Origin of the sequence: Herbaspirillum sp. DW155, from assembly GCF_037076565.1 — a bacterium.
GTDB lineage: Bacteria > Pseudomonadota > Gammaproteobacteria > Burkholderiales > Burkholderiaceae_D > Herbaspirillum.
Genome location: NZ_AP029028.1, coordinates 1,207,618 through 1,225,949, shown reverse-complemented (window position 1 = coordinate 1,225,949; position 18,332 = coordinate 1,207,618). Strand labels below are relative to the sequence as shown.

General features: G+C 64.1%; 13 protein-coding genes. 5 read left to right on the top strand and 8 right to left on the bottom strand.

The features are described 5' to 3' along the window. Positions 1-37 precede the first annotated feature (37 nt). The gene (gene sixA / locus AACH55_RS05550) at positions 38-517 is read left to right on the top strand and encodes a phosphohistidine phosphatase SixA (RefSeq protein WP_338718432.1); all 480 of its coding nucleotides are present in this window, start codon (positions 38-40) and stop codon (positions 515-517) included. Positions 518-648: 131 nt separating this feature from the next. On the opposite strand, the gene AACH55_RS05545 is transcribed toward sixA, so the two are convergent. The 6 genes from AACH55_RS05545 to AACH55_RS05520 all read right to left on the bottom strand — a co-directional run bounded on the left by AACH55_RS05545 (position 649) and on the right by AACH55_RS05520 (position 9,753). Next, complete coding sequence (locus AACH55_RS05545; RefSeq protein ID WP_338718431.1) at positions 649-2,388, bottom strand: methyl-accepting chemotaxis protein; 1,740 nt, start codon at positions 2,386-2,388, stop codon at positions 649-651. 316 nt (positions 2,389-2,704) lie between these two features. Then, positions 2,705-4,414 (bottom strand): methyl-accepting chemotaxis protein, encoded by a 1,710-nt coding sequence (locus tag AACH55_RS05540; protein WP_338718430.1) that lies wholly within the window; start codon positions 4,412-4,414, stop codon positions 2,705-2,707. A gap of 347 nt (positions 4,415-4,761) precedes the next feature. Continuing rightward, positions 4,762-6,744, bottom strand: a complete 1,983-nt coding sequence (locus tag AACH55_RS05535; RefSeq protein WP_338718429.1) for a methyl-accepting chemotaxis protein — start codon at positions 6,742-6,744, stop codon at positions 4,762-4,764. 259 nt (positions 6,745-7,003) lie between these two features. Continuing rightward, positions 7,004-8,056, bottom strand: coding sequence for a glycosyltransferase family 1 protein (locus tag AACH55_RS05530; RefSeq protein WP_338718428.1), 1,053 nt, complete (start codon positions 8,054-8,056; stop codon positions 7,004-7,006). A gap of 42 nt (positions 8,057-8,098) precedes the next feature. Beyond that, complete coding sequence (locus tag AACH55_RS05525) at positions 8,099-8,989, bottom strand: UDP-2,3-diacylglucosamine diphosphatase (protein ID WP_338718426.1); 891 nt, start codon at positions 8,987-8,989, stop codon at positions 8,099-8,101. After that, positions 8,986-9,753 carry a GNAT family N-acyltransferase gene (locus AACH55_RS05520; RefSeq protein ID WP_338718425.1) on the bottom strand — a complete coding sequence of 256 codons (768 nt, stop codon included), beginning with the start codon at positions 9,751-9,753 and terminating at the stop codon, positions 8,986-8,988. Before AACH55_RS05520 ends, AACH55_RS05525 begins: the two co-directional genes overlap by 4 nt. Before the next feature lie 498 nt (positions 9,754-10,251). On the opposite strand from AACH55_RS05520, the gene AACH55_RS05515 reads away from it, so the two are divergent. The 3 genes from AACH55_RS05515 (at position 10,252) to AACH55_RS05505 (ending at position 14,093) form a co-directional block, all read left to right on the top strand. After that, a complete protein-coding gene (locus AACH55_RS05515; RefSeq protein WP_338718424.1) occupies positions 10,252-11,034 on the top strand; it encodes a 3-hydroxybutyrate dehydrogenase in 783 nt (260 codons plus the stop codon). A 165-nt stretch (positions 11,035-11,199) separates the two neighbouring features. Then, complete coding sequence (locus AACH55_RS05510) at positions 11,200-13,284, top strand: DNA/RNA non-specific endonuclease (RefSeq protein WP_338718423.1); 2,085 nt, start codon at positions 11,200-11,202, stop codon at positions 13,282-13,284. A 41-nt stretch (positions 13,285-13,325) separates the two neighbouring features. Beyond that, the gene (locus AACH55_RS05505; protein ID WP_338718422.1) at positions 13,326-14,093 is read left to right on the top strand and encodes an AraC family transcriptional regulator; all 768 of its coding nucleotides are present in this window, start codon (positions 13,326-13,328) and stop codon (positions 14,091-14,093) included. Here the strand turns inward: AACH55_RS05505 and AACH55_RS05500 are convergent. Beyond that, entirely contained in the window at positions 14,081-14,659 is a 579-nt protein-coding gene (locus tag AACH55_RS05500) for a phosphonate degradation HD-domain oxygenase (RefSeq protein ID WP_338720186.1), read from the bottom strand. The two genes, AACH55_RS05505 and AACH55_RS05500, sit on opposite strands and share 13 nt — an antisense overlap. A gap of 150 nt (positions 14,660-14,809) precedes the next feature. Then, positions 14,810-17,059 (bottom strand): catalase/peroxidase HPI, encoded by a 2,250-nt coding sequence (katG, locus tag AACH55_RS05495; RefSeq protein WP_338718421.1) that lies wholly within the window; start codon positions 17,057-17,059, stop codon positions 14,810-14,812. Between the two features lie 558 nt (positions 17,060-17,617). On the opposite strand from katG, the gene AACH55_RS05490 reads away from it, so the two are divergent. Then, positions 17,618-18,178 (top strand): DUF4337 domain-containing protein, encoded by a 561-nt coding sequence (locus AACH55_RS05490; RefSeq protein WP_338718420.1) that lies wholly within the window; start codon positions 17,618-17,620, stop codon positions 18,176-18,178. Positions 18,179-18,332: the final 154 nt, after the last annotated feature.

Sequence of the window (18,332 nt, the reverse complement as noted above, 5' to 3'; positions counted from 1 at the left end):
TGCCCATGGCGGCCTGCTGATTTCCCAAGGAGCTGAGATGGACCTGATTCTGTGGCGTCATGCCGAGGCCGAACTGGGCGAACCCGATGAGGGTCGCGCACTGACCCCCAAGGGTCACAAGCAGGCCGCCAAGATGGCCGAATGGCTGGACCGCAACCTGCCCGAAAGCTGCCGCATCCTGGTCAGTCCGGCCACGCGCACCCTGCAGACGGTGGAAGCCTTGAAGCGCAAGTACAAGGTGGTGGCCGACCTGGCCCCGAGCATGAGCGCCGACGACCTGCTGCGCGCGGCCAACTGGCCCGACAGCCGCGAACCGGTGCTGATCGTGGGCCACCAGCCGACGCTGGGACAGGTCGCCGCGCGGCTGATCTCGGGGCAGCCGCAGGAGTGGTCGCTGCGCAAGGGCAATGTCTGGTGGATCGCCCAGCGTGAGCGTGGCGACATCACGACCAACTATCTCAAGGCCGTGGTCGCGCCGGAATTCCTGGCCAGTTCGGGCAAGCATGCGCCGCGCTGAAAGCCGCACCGGAGGGGTGGATCGGCCCTCCAACAGCACCATGTGAATAAAAAAATCGCCGCGCCCCGTACACACGGGTCGCGGCGATGCTTCATGAAGACAGGTGAAGTTTCCTGTCAAAAATCAGACGATCAGAAGGTCTCCCAGTCGCCTTCATCGGCCGCAGGAGTGACCCGTGCCGCCGGCCTGGCGCTGCCGGCAGCCGCTGGCAAGGCCGGGCGCTTCAGGACCGGCGCCGCCTTGGGCGCAGCCGGCTTCGGTGGCGTCGCCACCACCTTGGCGGCGGGCGGGGGCACCTGGACCTGCGCCCGCGCCGCCACCGCATCCGCCGGCCCCACACGGAAGATCGCCACTTCCTGCATCAGCGCCTGGGCCTGCTGCTCCAGCGATTTGGCAGCGGCACTGGCTTGTTCCACCAGGGCGGCGTTCTGCTGGGTGGCTTCATCCATCTGCGTGACTGCGCGCGAGACCTGATCGATACCGGCGCTCTGTTCGTTGGAGGCCGCCGAGATCTCGCTCATGATGTCGGTCACGCGCTGCACGGCCTGGATGACGTCATTCATGGTGTCACCGGCCTGGCCCACCAGTTCGGAGCCGGCCTGCACGCGGTCCACCGAATGCATGATCAGTTCCTTGATTTCCTTGGCGGCGCTGGAGGAACGCTGCGCCAGTGCGCGCACTTCGGTGGCCACCACGGCAAAGCCGCGTCCCTGCTCGCCGGCGCGGGCTGCTTCGACGGCGGCATTCAAGGCCAGGATGTTGGTCTGGAAGGCGATGCCATCGATGATGCTGACGATATCGGTAATGCGCGCCGAACTCTCGCGGATCTCTTCCATGGTCTGCACCACGCGGCCCACCACCGCATTGCCATCGGCCGCAATGGTGGAGGCATTGACGGCCAGCGTGGTGGCCTGGCGGGCGTTGTCGGCGTTGTGCTTCACGGTGCCGGTCAGCTCTTCCATGCTGGAAGCCGTTTCTTCCAGCGAAGCCGCCTGTTGCTCGGTGCGGTGAGACAGATCGAGGTTGCCCGAAGCGATCTCGCGGGTGGCCGTGGCAATCGCATCACTGCCGCCACGCACCGCACGCACGGTGCGCGACAGGCTCTCCTGCATGCGCGCCAGGCCTTGCAGCAACTGGCCCATTTCATTTTTTGAATGCACGTGCACCGGCTGGGTCAGGTCACCGCTGGCAATGGCGTCGAAGTGGCGCAGTGCACGCTGCATCGGCTCGCCGATGGCGCGGCGCAGCGACCACCAGCTGAAGGCGGCCAGCAGCAGGCCGGCGATGACGGCCACGATGGAAAACATGCGCGAGGCTTCAAAGCGGGCCATCGACGCCCCCACGCTTTGCGCGGCCTGCTCGGTTTCATACTTGCTCAAGGCCTGGCCATCGAGCTGCATGACGGTGTAGATGGTGCCGACCTTGCGCGCCTGGTCGGCGATGGCCTGGCGGTCGCCCGCCTTGATGACCTCGGCGAAGCGCACCAGCTCCTGCTCGGTCTTGTCGATACCGTCGGAGACCTTCTTCACCAGCGCGCGGCCGTCTTCGGTCTGCGGCAAGGCGGTGTACTTGGCCCACCACTGCAGCGCTTCCTTGCGGGCATTGGCATCCATGCCCATCATGCGCTCGGCCCAGGCAGGATCATTGGTCATGGCGGCCTGATCCAGCGAGGTACGCTGGCGGCCGATCCAGATCAGCGTGTTGTCGGCGGCAACCGTCTTGGGAATGCGTTCTTCGGAGAGCTGGCGGTTGATGCTCACGGCGGCGGACATGCCCAGCAAGCCCGACAGGCCGAGCGCCAGCAACAGGATGGAAAGCACAAGGACGGCAATGGCGAGTTGCGCCTTGATGGAAAGGTTCTTGAGTGACATGGACTGGTTCCGGTGGATGGAGAGGAAGTGGCCGAACTGATTTCCAGAAGTCGCGTGCTGATCCGCGGTGGCGTTGCGCTCTTGCCCCTGGCCGCGCAGGCAGGTCGGCCCTCCCCTTTGCGGGACGATCTGCTTGCAGCGTGTGTTATAGCTTTACGGCAACTTCGCAATTATCTTCAATTCTCACAAATCGTGCTTGCCGCAGGGAAATGAAAAAAGCGCCGCCACCCTGACGGGCAGCGGCGCTTGCGCGGCGTCTTGATTTTTACGTAACTACTGATTCACAAGAATTACACTCCAGATGCAGTACACGCACTCAGAATTCCTCGAAATCATCTTCGCGTGCCACCGCGGCAGGCTTGCGTTTGGCCGGGATGCCAGCGCTCGGCAGGCTGGCCACCTGCGATGTCTTCGCAGCCGGCAGCACCGGCGACGAACTGCTCATCACGGGCGCCGTACGCGCGGCAGGCTGCGCCGGGTGCGCGGTCTTGAGCCGGAACACCGCCACCGCACGGGCCAGCACGTCGGATTGTTCCTGCAGGCTTTCTGCCGCCGCGGCGGCCTGTTCGACCAGGGCGGCATTCTGCTGGGTGATCTCGTCGATCTGGGCGATGGCATTGTTGACCTCGGCGATGCCGGCGCTCTGTTCCTGACTGGCGGCGGTGATCTCGCCCATGATGTCGGCGACGTGCCTGACCGAGGCCACGATCTCGCTCATGGTGGCGCCGGCCTCGTCGACCAGCTTGCCGCCGTTGTCGACCTTTTCCACCGAGTCACTGATGAGCTCCTTGATTTCCTTGGCGGCCGCCGCGCTGCGCTGGGCCAGTGCCCGCACTTCGGAGGCCACCACCGCAAACCCGCGCCCCTGCTCGCCGGCGCGGGCCGCTTCCACGGCAGCGTTCAGGGCCAGGATGTTGGTCTGGAAAGCGATGCCATCGATGACACCGATGATGTCGACGATCTTGCCCGAGCTTTCCTTGATGGACCCCATGGTGGCCACCACGTCGCCCACCACGCGTCCGCCCTTGGTGGCGTAGTCGGAGGCCGACAGCACCAGCTGGTTGGCCTGCTGCGCATTGGCCGCGTTCTGCTGCACCGTGGAGGTGAGCTGCTCCATGGAGCTGGCGGTCTCTTCCAGGCTGGACGCCTGCGATTCGGTGCGGTTGGAAAGGTCGACGTTGCCGCGCGCGATCTCGTGCGAGGCCACGGCGATGACGGCGGCACTTTCCTTGACCTCGTTGAGCGTGCTGGCCAGATTGGCCTGCATGGCATCGAGCGCATTGACCAGGTGCGCGGCTTCATCGCGGCCCTGGTCGTGGAAGTCCTGGGTCAGGTCGCCCTGGGAAATCGTTTGCGCAATCTGACCGGCGCGCTTGAGCGGACGAACGATGGACCGCGTGATCACGAAGGTGAAGAAGACGCCCAGCCCGAGTGTCAACAGGCCCATGGCCAGCATGCCGATCTGTGCCTTGCGATAACTGTCCCTGGCATCGGCATGGGCTTGCTTCATGTCGTCCTGCTGGAAGGTGGCCAGCGCAGCCACGCTGGCCATCCACTTCTCATGCGCGGGCAGGAAGTCGCTCTTCAACTGCTGGGCGGCATCAAAGTAATTGTTGCTGGCCACTTGCTGGCGGATCTGTTCGACCAGCGGAAACAGTTTCTTGCCCTCGCCGCTGGTGGCCGCCAGCAGCTCCTTGCCACGGCCCTCGGCACTCAGTCCGGTGATCTGCTTTTCGAAGCCGGCGTAGGCTTGCAGGATCTTGCCCAGGTGCGCGTCTTCGGCCTTGCCTTCGGCGGCATCGGTGGGCGTGACCACCTTGCGCAGCGCCAGTGCCAGTTCAATGCCGGACTCGCGCATGTTCATGGCGGCGGTCATGGCGGTGACCTTTTTCTCGATCAGGTATTCACTGCTGGCTTCCAGCTCGGCCATGCGCCACAAACCGATCAGCAGGATGGCCGTTGCCAGCAGCAGGACCAGGCAAAAACCAAAGGCCAGGCGGCTGCCGATCTTCAGATGTTGAATCATGGGTCTTCTCTTCCTTGTAACGCAAACGTCGACTGTGATACGGAGGGCCAGACCGGCGCGTGGCCGGCGGGGGGAGCCGGTTTTGCTTTCGCAGTTCCTGGACTTGTAGCTGAGCATGATTCATGCCCGCGTCCACGCCGTCCCCCGGCAGCGTTCGTTTCCCCTTGGCTTTTTGGTATGGAATGCGGTGCGGCGGTGCGCGCACGCAGGCGTGGCGCATCTTAGAAGGAGCGCTGGCGGGCATGCCAATGCTTTGTGGGCATGCCTGCATGTTTGTTTTGCATAGTTAAAAAAAAGACCAGAAGAGCACAGCTCTTCTGGTCGTCTCCCGGCAGTCTGCGCTTTCTTCAGCGGGGCAATGCTGCAACGGGCACAGCAGGTGGGGTCGATACGGCGCGCTCCTCAATGCGAAATACCGCAACCGCCTCGCGCAGCACCTCGGCCTGTTGCTGCAGGCTTTCCGATGCGGCTGCAGCCTCTTCCACCAGGGCCGCATTCTGCTGGGTGATGGATTCCATCTGGGCGATGGCGTCCGATATCTGGGTGATGCCGTTGCTCTGCTCCTGGCTGGCCTGGGTGATGTCGCTCATGATGCCGGCCACCTGACGCACCGAGCCCACGATCTCGCCCATGGTGGCACCGGCCTGGTCGACCAGCTTGCCGCCGGTATCGACCTTCTCCACCGAGTCGCTGATAAGCTCCTTGATCTCCTTGGCCGCTGCCGCGCTGCGTTGCGCCAGCGAGCGCACTTCCGAGGCCACCACCGCGAACCCACGCCCCTGTTCGCCGGCACGGGCCGCTTCCACTGCGGCGTTGAGGGCCAGGATGTTGGTCTGGAAGGCAATCCCGTCGATCACGCCGATGATGTCCACGATGCGGCGCGAACTCTCCCTGATCTGCGCCATGGTCGCCACCACGCTGTCGACCACCACCCCGCCCTGCTCGGCCAGGCGCGAGGCGGAGCCGGCCAGCTGGTCGGCCTGACGGGCGTTCTCGGCATTGTTCTGCACGGTGGAGGTGAGCTGCTCCATGGCGCTGGCCGTCTCCTCCAGGTTGGAGGCCTGGGATTCGGTGCGCCGCGAGAGGTCGGCATTGCCCAGCGCGATCTCGCCGCTGGCGTGCTGCATCAGCTCCACGCTGCTGCGTACCTGCGCCACGATGCCGGCCAGGCTGGTGGTCATGGCATTGAGCGAACCCAGCAGTTGCGCCGATTCATCCCGTCCCAGCACGGCCGCGCGTGCGGTCAGGTCGTAGTTCGCCACGCGACCGGCCAGGTCCACCGAGGCCAGCACCGGCCCGGTCACCGAGCGGGTGATCAGTACCCCCAGCCAGGCAGCCAATACCGCCAGCAACAGGACCGCACCCAGCACGCTGAACTGCTGGCGTCGCAGCGCGGCGTTCTGGGCATCCAGTTGTCCTGCCAGGGCCTCGGTGACCGCACCGATCGCCTTGAACTGCTCGTCGATGGCCAGCGTGAATTGCTGGAAATAGTCCTGCGGGGAAAAACTCATCTGCTCCGGCAAGAGGACTTTTTCGCGGGTGAGCTCAATGACTTCATTGCCCATGCGATCGGCCTTCTGGAAGCGCTCCGCCAGCAGATTGCCCAGCTGCGCATTGACGGCCACGGCCTTGCTGAAGGACTTCCTGGCGCTGCTCAGGCGCGCCTGGGCGCGTTCCAGCATGGACACCAGTTCCAGCCGCTCTTCCAGCTTGAGCTCCTTCTTGAGCAACAGGCTGGCCCCGCGGGCGCGGGCGCGGCCGAGGTCTTCGGTCAGCGCCGGCATGGCGATGAAGGCGGCATTGATGAGCTGGGTGCTGTCAAAGTCCGGGTCGACGGTGTAATGGTAATGGTCGAGCATGCGCTCGTTGAGCTCGAAGAGCGCCGCGATGACCGCACTGTGGGCCGCGAAACTATCCGGCGGGCTGATCGTCTTGGCAGCCACGGCATCGCGCACCTTGCCCCAGTCCGCTGCCAGCGTGTTGAGACTGCCCGGCGCGGCAGGCTCTTCCCGCCCCCATTGCGCCACGCTTTCGCCAAGCGACTTGAGCGCCTGGTCGACCTCAGCGGCCTTGGCCTGACGCGCAGCGGCCATGTCGGCCGCGCCATTGAGCAGCACCGCCGACAAGCCGCGATGCTGCTGCATCAGCTGCACAGTGCGCAGCAGCCGGCGCACCGGCTCCACCCCCGCGATCTCTTCCTGCTTGAAACGAATGATACGTTCGGTGCTGCCATAGTAGAGCGCAGTGGGCACCCCGAACAACAACAGGCCCAGCACGCCGAGCAAAGCGAATTTCTGCCACAACCTCAGGTTGGCCAGCAGTGTTGCCATGGTTGATTTCCCCCTTTGTATGCGGTGGGCCGGCCGGTCAGCACGAGCCCGCGCCGTGGCGGCGCTTGTCGCAGATTGTGATATATCAGGGAGTATGATGCCACGGGCCGCGCCTGCATCCGTGCAAATGAGAGAGGCGATCCTGATCCTGATCAGCAATTACGCCCGGCCTCAACCAGTGGTACTGATCAGTCACGCCGCGCCAGGCGCATCATTGGCGCGGCGACGCGCGTATGGGCGTATGGGCGCATGGGCGCGCTTATCTGAGCGTTTCTTGCACCGGCTTGATGGCCGCAGCCTTGCCGGGGACGTTGCGATGGGCCAGGTGCAGATGCTGCAGGAACTGCTGGGTGGCCGATTCCCATGAGCGTTTGGCGGCATGCGCACGCACGGCCTCATGGTCCAGCTTCAGGGCTTGCAGGCAGGCTTGCCGGAGATCGTGACGCAGCACGCCGGAGACGCCATTGTCGACCACATCGATGGGGCCCTCGACCGGATAGGCTGCCACCGGGATGCCACAGGCCATGGCTTCCAGCAGCACCAGGCCGAAGGTATCGGTCTTGCTGGGGAAGACGAAGACATCGGCGCAATTGTAGTAAGCCGGCAATTCATCATGCCCCTTGCCGCCCAGGAAGCGCACCTCGGGATGGCGCGCAGTCAGCTCTTCCAGTTGCGGGCCATCGCCGACCACCCACTTGGTGCCGGGCAGGTCGAGCTTGAGGAAGGCTTCGATATTCTTTTCCACTGCCACGCGACCCACGTAGAGGAACAGCGGACGCTCGATGCAGGCGTGGTCTTCCACCGCAGGACGGAAGTGATTGGTATCCACGCCACGGCCCCACAGGACGACGTTGCGGAAGCCCTCTTGTTCCAGCGCCGTCTTCATCGCCGGGGTGGGCACCATGATGGCTGCGGAGCGGCCGTGGAACCAGCGCAGCAGGCGATAGGTAATGGCCTTGGGCAGCAGCTTGCGCGCAGCCAGGTATTCCGGGAAGCGGGTATGGTACGCGGTCGTGAAACTGAGTTTGTGGCGCACGCAATAACGGCGCGCAGCCAGTCCCATCGGGCCTTCGGTAGCGATGTGGATGCAGTCGGGCTGGAAGGATTCGAGCGCGGCAACGATGCGGGCGTAGGGCTTGTAGGCCAGCCGGATTTCCGGATAGGTCGGGCAGGCGAAGGTGCGGAAGTCGCGCGGCGAGAGCAGCAGCACTTCGTGCCCGAGCCCGCGCAGGCAACGCACGGTGGAGCGCAAGGTGTTGACGACGCCGTTAACTTGCGGCTCTCCGGCGTCGCTGATGATGGCAATGCGCATAAACTATATAAACAATATATAACGTAATGGACCCGCCACCCGTCAGGCGGTGGCGAATTCGCGTGCGGCCTGGCGGGCTTCCTTGCTGGCGCGCTTCAATTGCATGATTTCCTGCCAGCTGACCAGGCGCAGTTCGCCGCTGGGTTCTTCCACCAGCGCCGACAGGCTTTCCACCCAGTCGCCATCGTTGCAGTAGACCACACCGCCGATGTCGCGGATCTCGGGCTTGTGGATGTGGCCGCAGATGACGCCATCCAGACCCTTCTTCTTGGCCTCTTCAGCCAGCGCATCTTCAAAGGAGGTGATGTAGTTCACCGCATTCTTGACCTTCGATTTCAGGTATTGCGAGAGCGACCAGTAAGGCAGGCCGGCGCGTGCACGCCAGCTGTTGAACCACTGGTTGAACTTGAGGATCATGGTGTAGAGCGTATCGCCCACGTAGGCGAGCCACTTGGCGCAGGCAATCACGCCATCGAAACGGTCACCGTGCAGCACCAGCATGCGTTTGCCCTCGGCGGTGACGTGCACCAGCTCGTCGCGGATCTTGATGCCGCCGAAATCGAGGTCGATGAACTGGCGGATCACTTCGTCGTGGTTGCCGGGCACGAAGATGACGTTGGTCCCCTTCTTGGCCTTCTTCAACACGGTCTGCACCACGTTGTTGTGGGACTGGTCCCAGTACCAGCGGCGCTTGAGCTGCCAGCCGTCGATGATGTCGCCGACGAGATAGAGCGTCTCGGATTCGGTGGCGCGCAAAAATTCCAGCAGGCGCTCGGCCTGACAGCCGGTGGTGCCCAGGTGGATGTCGGAAATCCAGATGGTGCGGAAGCGCAGCGGATCACGCTTGGCTTCGTCGTCACCGGCGTCTTGGTCGGGGCCCAGGTCGGCGAACAGCCCCTGGGCTTTTTCCATGAACTGTTCGCGTGGCTTCATGCGGTCCTCGAGTCCTTGAGGTAGTGGCGGGCATAGCGGCTGTCGAGCTTGGAAAGCGGCAGCAGCAGGAAGAAATCGGCCGAGTGGAAATCAGGATCCCAGGCCGGTTCGCCGCATACCCAGGCACCGCTGCGCAGGTAGCCGCGCAGCAGCGGCGGGATCTGCGGCTCGATGCCGGCCTGGCGGTCTTCCAGCGGGAAGGGCAGGAGCGGCGTGACGCGATAGTCCGGCGGGGCCAGGTTCTTTTCGCGGAAGGCGTGGTACAGCGCGGCGGCGTTGTGGCCGCCATCAGCCAGGCTCACGCTGGCGCAACCCATCAGGTATTCGCAGCGTTCCTTGCGCATGTAGGCAGCCAGGCCCGCCCACAGCATCATGATCACGCCGCCGCTGCGGTAGTCCGGGTGGATGCAGGCGCGGCCGGCTTCGGCGATGACACCGCGAATGTTGTCCAGGCGCGAGAGATCGAATTCCTGTTCCGAGTAGAACTTGCCCATGCGGCGCGCGCCGTGCGGGCTCAACACGCGATAGGTGCCGACCACCGAGAGGGTCTTGCTGTCGCGCACGATCAGGTGGTCGCAGTAGTCGTCGAACTCATCCTTGTCCAGGCCTTCCGGGTTGGCCAGGGCCGACAGGTTCATCGCTTCGATGAAGACCTTGTAACGCAGGCGCTGTACTTCGCGCACTTCTTCCGCAGTGCTGGCCAGGCTCAGGTTGAGCTTGGCGAAACTCGGATTGGCATCGGCAGGAATGGTAAGCAGTCTCATGCATTGTCCTTTGTGGTGATGTTTGAAGAGGACCGTGGAAGACATCCTCCAGGTCAACCGAGCAACATAAGCGAGCTGGCCTGACCTGCTTCCGGTACCCCCTCAGAATTGCGGCTGTCTCAAATGAAATCGAAGAATTGGTTGATGAATTTCGAGAAACAGCCGATGTCCCCGGGATAACGCTGCACAGACTAACCAGCGAATGTTTCACGCACATGACCTTTGCAGGCGTTTTGGCGGTGCAGCAACAAGAAGCTGCCCAGCGTTACAATGGCATGACAAAGCGGCGCCCGGAGACCTCCGATCCAGGAGCAGGCGCACGCGCGAGGGCAAGGAAAACAGGTGAGCCGCTCATGCCGGCGCCTGCGGAATCTTTCGATGGGCGATTCATCGAAACCAGGGATTGATGGCCGTCATCCATGACCGTGCGCAGCAGCGCCGGCGCCGATGGCGGCCTTGCTTTGCAATGTCCGTCAACTCGAAACATAAAGGAAGATCATGCTACTCAAGGATAAAGTCGCTCTCATCACCGGTTCGGCCAGCGGCATCGGCAAGGAAATCGCGGTCGAATACGCCAGACAGGGCGCCAAGGTCGTCATCGCCGATCTGGCCCTGGAAGCCGCCAAGGCCACGGCCGAAGAAATCGTCAGGAATGGCGGGACCGCCATGGCGGTGGCCATGAACGTCACCGATGAAACCCAGGTCGACAAGGGCGTGGCCGATGCCGTCAACACCTATGGCGGACTGGACATCATGATCAGCAATGCCGGCATCCAGATCATCAGCCCGGTAGCCGAACTGTCGCTGGAGAACTGGCGCAAGATGCTGGCGATCCACCTGGACGGCGCCTTCCTGACCACGCGCGCGGCCATGAAGGCGATGATCAAGCAGGGTCGCGGCGGCTCCATCATCTACATGGGATCGGTGCACTCGCACCTGGCCTCGCCCCTGAAGGCGCCCTATGTCACCGCCAAGCATGGCTTGCTGGGCCTGGCCAAGACGGTGGCCAAGGAAGGCGCCAAGGACCACATCCGCACCAACGTCATCTGTCCCGGCTTCGTGCGTACGCCGCTGGTGGAAAAGCAGATCCCGGAGCAGGCCAAGGAATTCGGCATCAGCGAAGAGGACGTCATCAAGAAGATCATGTTGAAGGACACCGTGGACGGTGAATTCACCACCACCCAGGACGTGGCGCAGACTGCGGTCTTCCTGGCGGCCTTCCCGACCAATGCCCTGACCGGTCAGTCCGTGGTAGTCAGCCACGGCTGGCATATGCAGTAAGCTTCACCTGCATCAAGCCCCCCTCACGAGCCGCCGTGGCGCCAGCCCGGCGGCTTTTGCTTGGCCGCCGGAAACACGGATGTTTTGCAATATGTTTCAGGTCATGCCGATGTCATATGAAGGTAATACCGTCTCCAGACCCTCCCCCGAGAATCTGGAGATGCCATGGATACACAAGCCGTCACGGATTTCCGCGCCTGCGTGGCCGACACCGCCAGCGAGCGCCAGCGGGTGCGCGAACTGGTTGCCTGCGGCCAATGGCGCCAGGCCGAACCCGACCGTGAACGCGCCCGTGCCTATGTCCTGCGCCAGCGCAACCTGGGCCATCCCGGAGGCCCGGAATCCATCATCGGCGACACCGAAGATTTCCTGCAGGCGAGCTTCCTGGAGCAAGGGGCGGCGGTGGCGCGGGCGGTGGCCTATGTGGAAGTCAACAACGGCCAGACCAGCGAGGTGGCCACGGGCTTCCTGATCAGCCCGCGCCTGTTCCTGACCAACCAGCACGTCATCGCCGACGCGGCTGCGGCCCGTGGCACGCGGATCACCTTCCTGCGCGAACTGGATGCGCGGGGTGTGCCGCGCGCCACCACCAGCTATCTGCTGGCCCCCGAGCGCCTGGCCCTGTTCTCACCGGCCGACCAGCTCGACTATGCCGTCATCGCGCTGGGCGAGCGCCAGTCCGGCACGGCCGAGGTGCAGGCGCTGGGCTTCTGCCCCCTCTCGGACCAGCCCGACAAGCACGTCATCGGCATGGCCGCCAACATCATCCAGCATCCGTCGGGCTGGATGAAGATGGTCAGCCTGCGCAACAACACCGTCACCGCGCGCACCGAACACACGCTGCTCTACGAAACCGATACCGAACAGGGCTCTTCCGGCTCGCCCGTCTTCAATGACGACTGGCAGCTGGTGGCCCTGCATCACTGGGGCGAACATTATCGCGATGCCGCTGGAGCCGGGCAGACGCAACGCAAGGTCAATGAAGGCATCCGCATCAGCGCCCTCTACAGCGATCTGCTGGCGCGCCTGCCGACGCTATCGGACGAGGCACGGCCGCTGCTGCAGGAAGCCTTGAGCTACCAGGGCGGTGCCGTACCCGCCGCCGCCAGAAACGACATCACACAGGAGACCGGCATGAACAGCAGCGGCAAGGACAACGGCACCCAGGCCGCCACCTTCACCATTCCACTGGAGATCACGGTCAAGGTGGCAGGCAGCGCAGCGGCCGCCAGCGCCACGACCGCACCCGCAGCGAACACCGCAGCCACGCTTGAACCGCCGCGTCGCCTCTCGCCGCCTCGCCCTTCCTCCGGCGCCGAAGCCTTGCGCATCGATCCGGATTACAGCAATCGCAGCGGCTACGATGCGGCCTTCATCCCCGGCGTGGAGTTGCCCTTACCCCAGCCGGACGCCAGGCTGGCTGCGCAGATCGTCCCCCTGCTGTCAGGCACCGGCGGTGCTGCCGCTGACGGGGAACTGAGATACGAACACTTCAGCATCAAGCTGCTCAAGCCCCGCCGCATGGCGGCCTTCACCGCCACCAACATCGATGGTGCGCAGTACCTTGCGGTCGATCGTGGCAGCGGCCAGGCCAATGCCGCCGAGGGCGATGCCTGGTTCCGCGATCCGCGCGTGGCCGCGGCAAGCGTGCTGGAGCAGGACTTCTATTCGGCATGGTCGAACTACTTCGACCGTGGTCACCTGACACGCCGCTCGGACCCCAGCTGGGGCACGCCCGAGCAGGCCGAGCGCGCCAATGCCGACACCTTTCACTTCACCAATTGCTCGCCCCAGCATTTCCGCTTCAACCAGAGCGCCACCTACTGGCAGGGCCTGGAGCGCTATGTGCTGGAAAACGGCGTGCTGGCCAGCAGCAGCAAGGGCCGGCTGTGCGTCTTCCAGGGACCGGTGTTCAATGACCAGATCGACCTGTGGGCCGACCAGGTGCAGATTCCCTCCTCCTTCTTCAAGATCGTGGTGTGGAAGGGCAAGCAAGGCCTCAAGGCGGTGGGCCTGCTGGCCGACCAGTCCGCCCTGCTCTCGGAGAGCCGGCACAGCCTGGGTGCCCCGCACGATCTGCCTTCGGTGGACGTGAACCACTGGCGCGTGGCCATCCCCGAACTGGAAAGGATGACCGGCCTGGACTTCGGCGCCAAGGTCCGCGCGGCCGACACCATCGCCCAGGGCAAGCAGCCGCAGGTGGGCGAAGCGCGCCTGCGCATCACCGGCTTCGAACAGATCCAGTTGTAGAAGTCCGCTATCATGGCGGGATCGCCCCGAGCCGCCCTGCCATGATTGTTCCGCCATCTCCGCATCCCGCCCCTGCCCTGCCCGTGGCGCAGTTGCACCTGCGCAGCTACGGCGAGGAGTCGCTGACGCACCGGCATGATTTTGCGCAGCTGGTGCTGCCCTTGGCGGGCCATCTGGCCATGGACATCGCTGGCCGCGAAGGCCTGGCCGACACTGCCACGGCGGCCTTCGTCGAACCGGGTGCACGGCATGCCACCCGCGCCGGTGGCGAGAACCGCTCACTGGTGCTCGACCTGGCGCCGGCCACGGTGAGCAGTCTGCAGTTGGAAGCGCTGGCGCAACGGCCCTTCCTGCCCTTGTCGCGGGCGACCGGCAAGCTGGTGGAATTCATGGCGGTAGCGCTGGCCGACACGCACGCGGGCGCTGCCACGCTACAGCATTGGGTACCGCTGCTGCTGGACACGCTCACGCAACAGGCCCCGCAGGCCCGGTCGCGGCTGCGCCTGATGCTGGCGCGGGTGGAAGCGCGTGCAGCCCATCCCTGGACGGTGGCGCAGATGGCCGATCTGGCCGCGATCTCGCCAAGCCGCCTGCATGAATGGTTCCGCGCCGAACTGGACACCTCACCCCGTGCCTGGCTGGCCGAAGTACGCGTGGCCCAGGCTTGCCAGCTCTTGCGTACCAGCCGCCTGCCGCTGGCGCAGATTGCCCAGCGCTGCGGCTATGGCGACCAGAGCGCGATGACGCACGCCCTGCGCAAGCTGCGCGGTACGACGCCATCGGCTTATCGCAAGAGCTATCTGGCCTGAGAACGGCTCGGCTTGCCGGGCTGATGCAGGCACTGGCTGAAGTAGCCGGCAAAGTGCGCGTAGTCGGGCGTGGGCAGTCCGGCCGTCTTGGCGCGGTCGTCCCAGCGCCGCAGGCGTACGGCGTCTGCAGCATAGGGGCGGTCGATGAAAGCGGCGGCCTGTTCCACATCGAATATCCCGCCCTGCAGTTGCAGGCTGCGCACGGAATCCGCCGAGAGCTGGGAGAAATAGCCCGGATCGGTCGCGCACAGGTAGCGCTTGGCATCGACGTGCAGCGCAATGGGCGCCAGTACCGACTCGTCGAACACCCCGCGCAGGAAAGGCAGCACGCGGTACTGGTGCAGATCGTCGATACCGGACAGCGTGGGCGTGTCGCCCAGGTCTTCCAGCAGGTGCCCGAGGTCGTGCAAGAGACTGGCCACGATCAGGCCGGGCGCGGCGCCCTCCTGCTCGGCCAGCAACGCCGATTGCAGGGCATGCTCCAGTTGCGTGACGGGTTCACCGGTGTATTGGGTGTGGCCGTGCCGTGTGAACAGCTGGGCAATGTCATCCAGACTCAGGGCCATCATGCGCCTCGCAGGTGAAGAAAAAGACTGAACGCCACTATAGCGGCTGCACCGGCGCACTCGGTGACATCTCCATGACATGCACACCCGCAAAGAAAAAACGGCGAGCCTCGCGGCCCGCCGTCCTTCATCGCTTCACTGCTTGATGGCTTACTTCTTCAGGTCATAGCGATCCAGATCCATCACCTTGACCCACGCTGCCACGAAGTCCCTGACGAACTTTTCCTTGGCGTCTGCGCTGGCATAGACTTCGGCCAGGGCGCGCAGCACGGCGTTGGAGCCGAACACCAGATCCACGCGTGTGCCGGTCCACTTGACGGCGCCGCTCTTGCGGTCGCGGCCTTCGAACTCTTCCTGGGCGGGCGAGGTGGACTTCCACTCGGTCCCCATGTCCAGCAGATTGACGAAGAAGTCATTGGTCAGCACGCCGACCTGCGCGGTGAACACACCCTTGGTGCTGCCGCCGACCGTATTGCCCAGCACGCGCAACCCACCGATGAGGACCGTCATTTCCGGCGCCGTCAGGGTCAGCTGCTGTGCCTTGTCGATCAGCATGTCTTCGGCGCGCACGGCATAGCGCTGCTTCTGGAAGTTGCGGAAGCCATCGACGACAGGTTCCAGCGGTGCGAACGAGTCCACGTCGGTCTGTTCCTGCGAGGCATCGACACGGCCAGCGCTGAAAGGCACCGTGACCGCCACGCCGGCATCCTTGGCCGCCTTTTCAACGGCAGCGCTACCGGCCAGCACGATCAGGTCAGCCAGCGAAACCTTCTTGGCACCCTGGTTGAAACCAGCCTGGATGCCTTCCAGCACCTTGAGCACCTTGGCCAGCTGGGCCGGCTGGTTGGCCGCCCAGTCCTTTTGCGGGGCCAGGCGGATGCGGGCACCGTTGGCACCACCGCGCATGTCGCCGCCACGGAAGGTGGAGGCCGAAGCCCAGGCGGTGGAGACCAGTTCGGACACCGACAGGCCCGAGGCCAGGACCTTGGCCTTCAAGGCCGCCACATCAGCCGCGTCGATAGGCGCACCTTCTGCCTTGGGCAGCGGGTCTTGCCAGATCAGTTCTTCGGCCGGCACTTCCGGACCGAGGTAGCGCGAACGCGGGCCCAGATCGCGGTGGGTCAGCTTGAACCAGGCGCGGGCGAAGGCGTCGGCGAACTGGTCGGGGTGCTCCAGGAAGCGGCGCGAGATCTTTTCATAAGCCGGATCGAAGCGCAGCGACAAGTCCGTCGTCAGCATGGTCGGAAGCAGCGGTGCGCCGCCGTGGGCGTGCGGGATCACCGCATCGGCGCCCTTGGCCACCCACTGATGGGCACCGGCCGGGCTCTTGGTCAGTTCCCATTCGTACTTGAACAGGTTCTCGAAGAAATAATTGCTCCACTGGGCCGGGGTCTGGGTCCAGGTCACTTCGAGGCCGGAGCTGATGGTGTCGCCACCGACGCCGCTGCCGAAGCTGCTCTTCCAGCCCAGGCCCTGGCTTTCCAGGTCGTTGCCTTCCGGCTCACGGCCCACGTGCTTGGCATCGCCTGCACCGTGGGTCTTGCCGAAGGTGTGGCCGCCGGCGATCAGGGCCACGGTTTCTTCATCGTTCATCGCCATGCGGGCGAAGGTTTCGCGGATGTCATGGGCGGCGGCGACCGGATCGGGGTTGCCTTCCGGACCTTCCGGGTTCACGTAGATCAGGCCCATCTGCACGGCCGCCAGCGGGTTTTCCAGGTTGCGGCCGGTGGGCGCGGTGCGGCTCTGCTCATTGCCGTGACGGTCCGCGTCGGCGGTGATCTCGCCGTGGCTGGCGCCGGTCTTGCCCTTGCCGTAGCGGTCGTCGCCGCCCAGCCAGGTGGTTTCCGTGCCCCAGTACACGTCCAGGTCCGGTTCCCATACGTCTTCACGGCCACCAGCGAAGCCGAAGGTCTTGAAGCCCATGGTTTCCAGCGCGACGTTGCCGGTCAGGATCAGCAGGTCGGCCCAGGAAATCTTGTTGCCGTATTTCTGTTTGACCGGCCACAGCAGGCGGCGCGCCTTGTCCAGGTTCACGTTGTCGGGCCAGCTGTTCAAGGGCGCAAAGCGCTGCTGGCCGCGGCCGGCACCGCCACGGCCATCGCCGATGCGATAGGTGCCGGCACTGTGCCAGGCCATGCGGACGAACAGCGGGCCATAGTGCCCGAAGTCGGCCGGCCACCAGTCCTGCGAATCGGTCATCACCTTGGCCAGGTCGGCCTTCACGGCCGCCAGGTCCAGGCTCTTGAAGGCCTCGGCGTAATTGAACTCCTCGCCCATGGGATTGGACTTGGAAGAATGCTGGGCCAGCAGGTCCAGACGGAGCTGCTTGGGCCACCAGTCGCGGTTGCTGGTGCCGCCGCCGGCGGTATGGTTGAAGGGGCACTTGGCTTCATTCGACATTGCGTTCTCTCCTGTTGATCGACCCGATGGTCATGACACCCGGACCGGGGGACGGGCATCCTGTTGGCCACACCCAGCCTGATGGTCAGCGTGCGTGGCGGCTTGTTTCGGCGACATCCTGGCTGCGTTCTGCTACGGCATCGTGACGCCGTACTGCGGGGCCAGCTTCGCCTTGTCCCGGTCGTGCTTGCGAAGAACCATTAATGTAATTGATCGAAAACAATTACGTGATTGTCTTTATGTATAACGTCAGTCAATAAATCCAATCCCGCTCCTTCAGAATTTGTGGCTCAACAGTGTAGCCAAATGCGGAAACGGCTGTCCGGCTTGCTGCGGACCTGCCCCGCCTGGGCCTTGTTGCGCGCCGTGAGAAAACGCGAATATTGAACGTCGATCGTGGTCCGATGGGCAGATGTAGCAGAGTAAGCCGCCAGCTCTACACTACGCTAGAATACGAGCCTCAAAATGATTCAGGTCAACCGATATGGATGTGAATCGTTGTTGAAACGCTGCCCGCCCGCCGGGCGGCCCTCACTTCCTCCCATTACAAAAAAGATCATGACGGAAACCACCGAAAACCTGGAACACGCCGAACACGCCCACGCCTCCGGCAACAAGAAGCTGGCCCTGCTCATCGCCATCCTGGCGCTGGTGCTGGCCATTACTGAAACCCTGTCCAAGTCTTATCAGACCGAAGTCATCCTCAAGACGCAGGAGGCCGCCAACCTGTGGTCCTTCTTCCAGGCCAAGTCGGTGCGTGGCAATGCGGCGCAGCTGTCCAAGCAGCAGCTGATCCTGCTGGGCAATCCCAAGGATGAGCGCGTCAATGCCGCCATCGCCAAGCTGGATGACGCCATCGCCCACTACGACAGCGATGAAAAGACCGGCGAAGGCAAGAAGGAGCTGTCGCACAAGGCGCGCGAAGCCGAGCATGAAGCCCATGCCTACATGGAGAAATACGAAAAGATGGAAATGGCGGCCGGCATGCTGCAAGTGGCCATCGTGCTGGCCTCGGCCACCATCATCACGGGCGTGGCCGTGCTGGCCTATCTGTCGATGGGCATCGGCGTGGTGGCGCTGGCCTTCGTGGGTGCAGGATTGTTTGGCTCGATGATCTGAAGCGCTTGCTGCTTGTCCGTGACAACGCCGGCCCTGTGCCGGCGTTGTCGTTTCTGTCTGCCTGGCTGCGCTGTCCGGCACAAGAAAACCGTAGCCTGCAACAATCCTTCCCCGCGCATCTCGGGCATACTGCCACCCTTTGCAACCTGGCTGG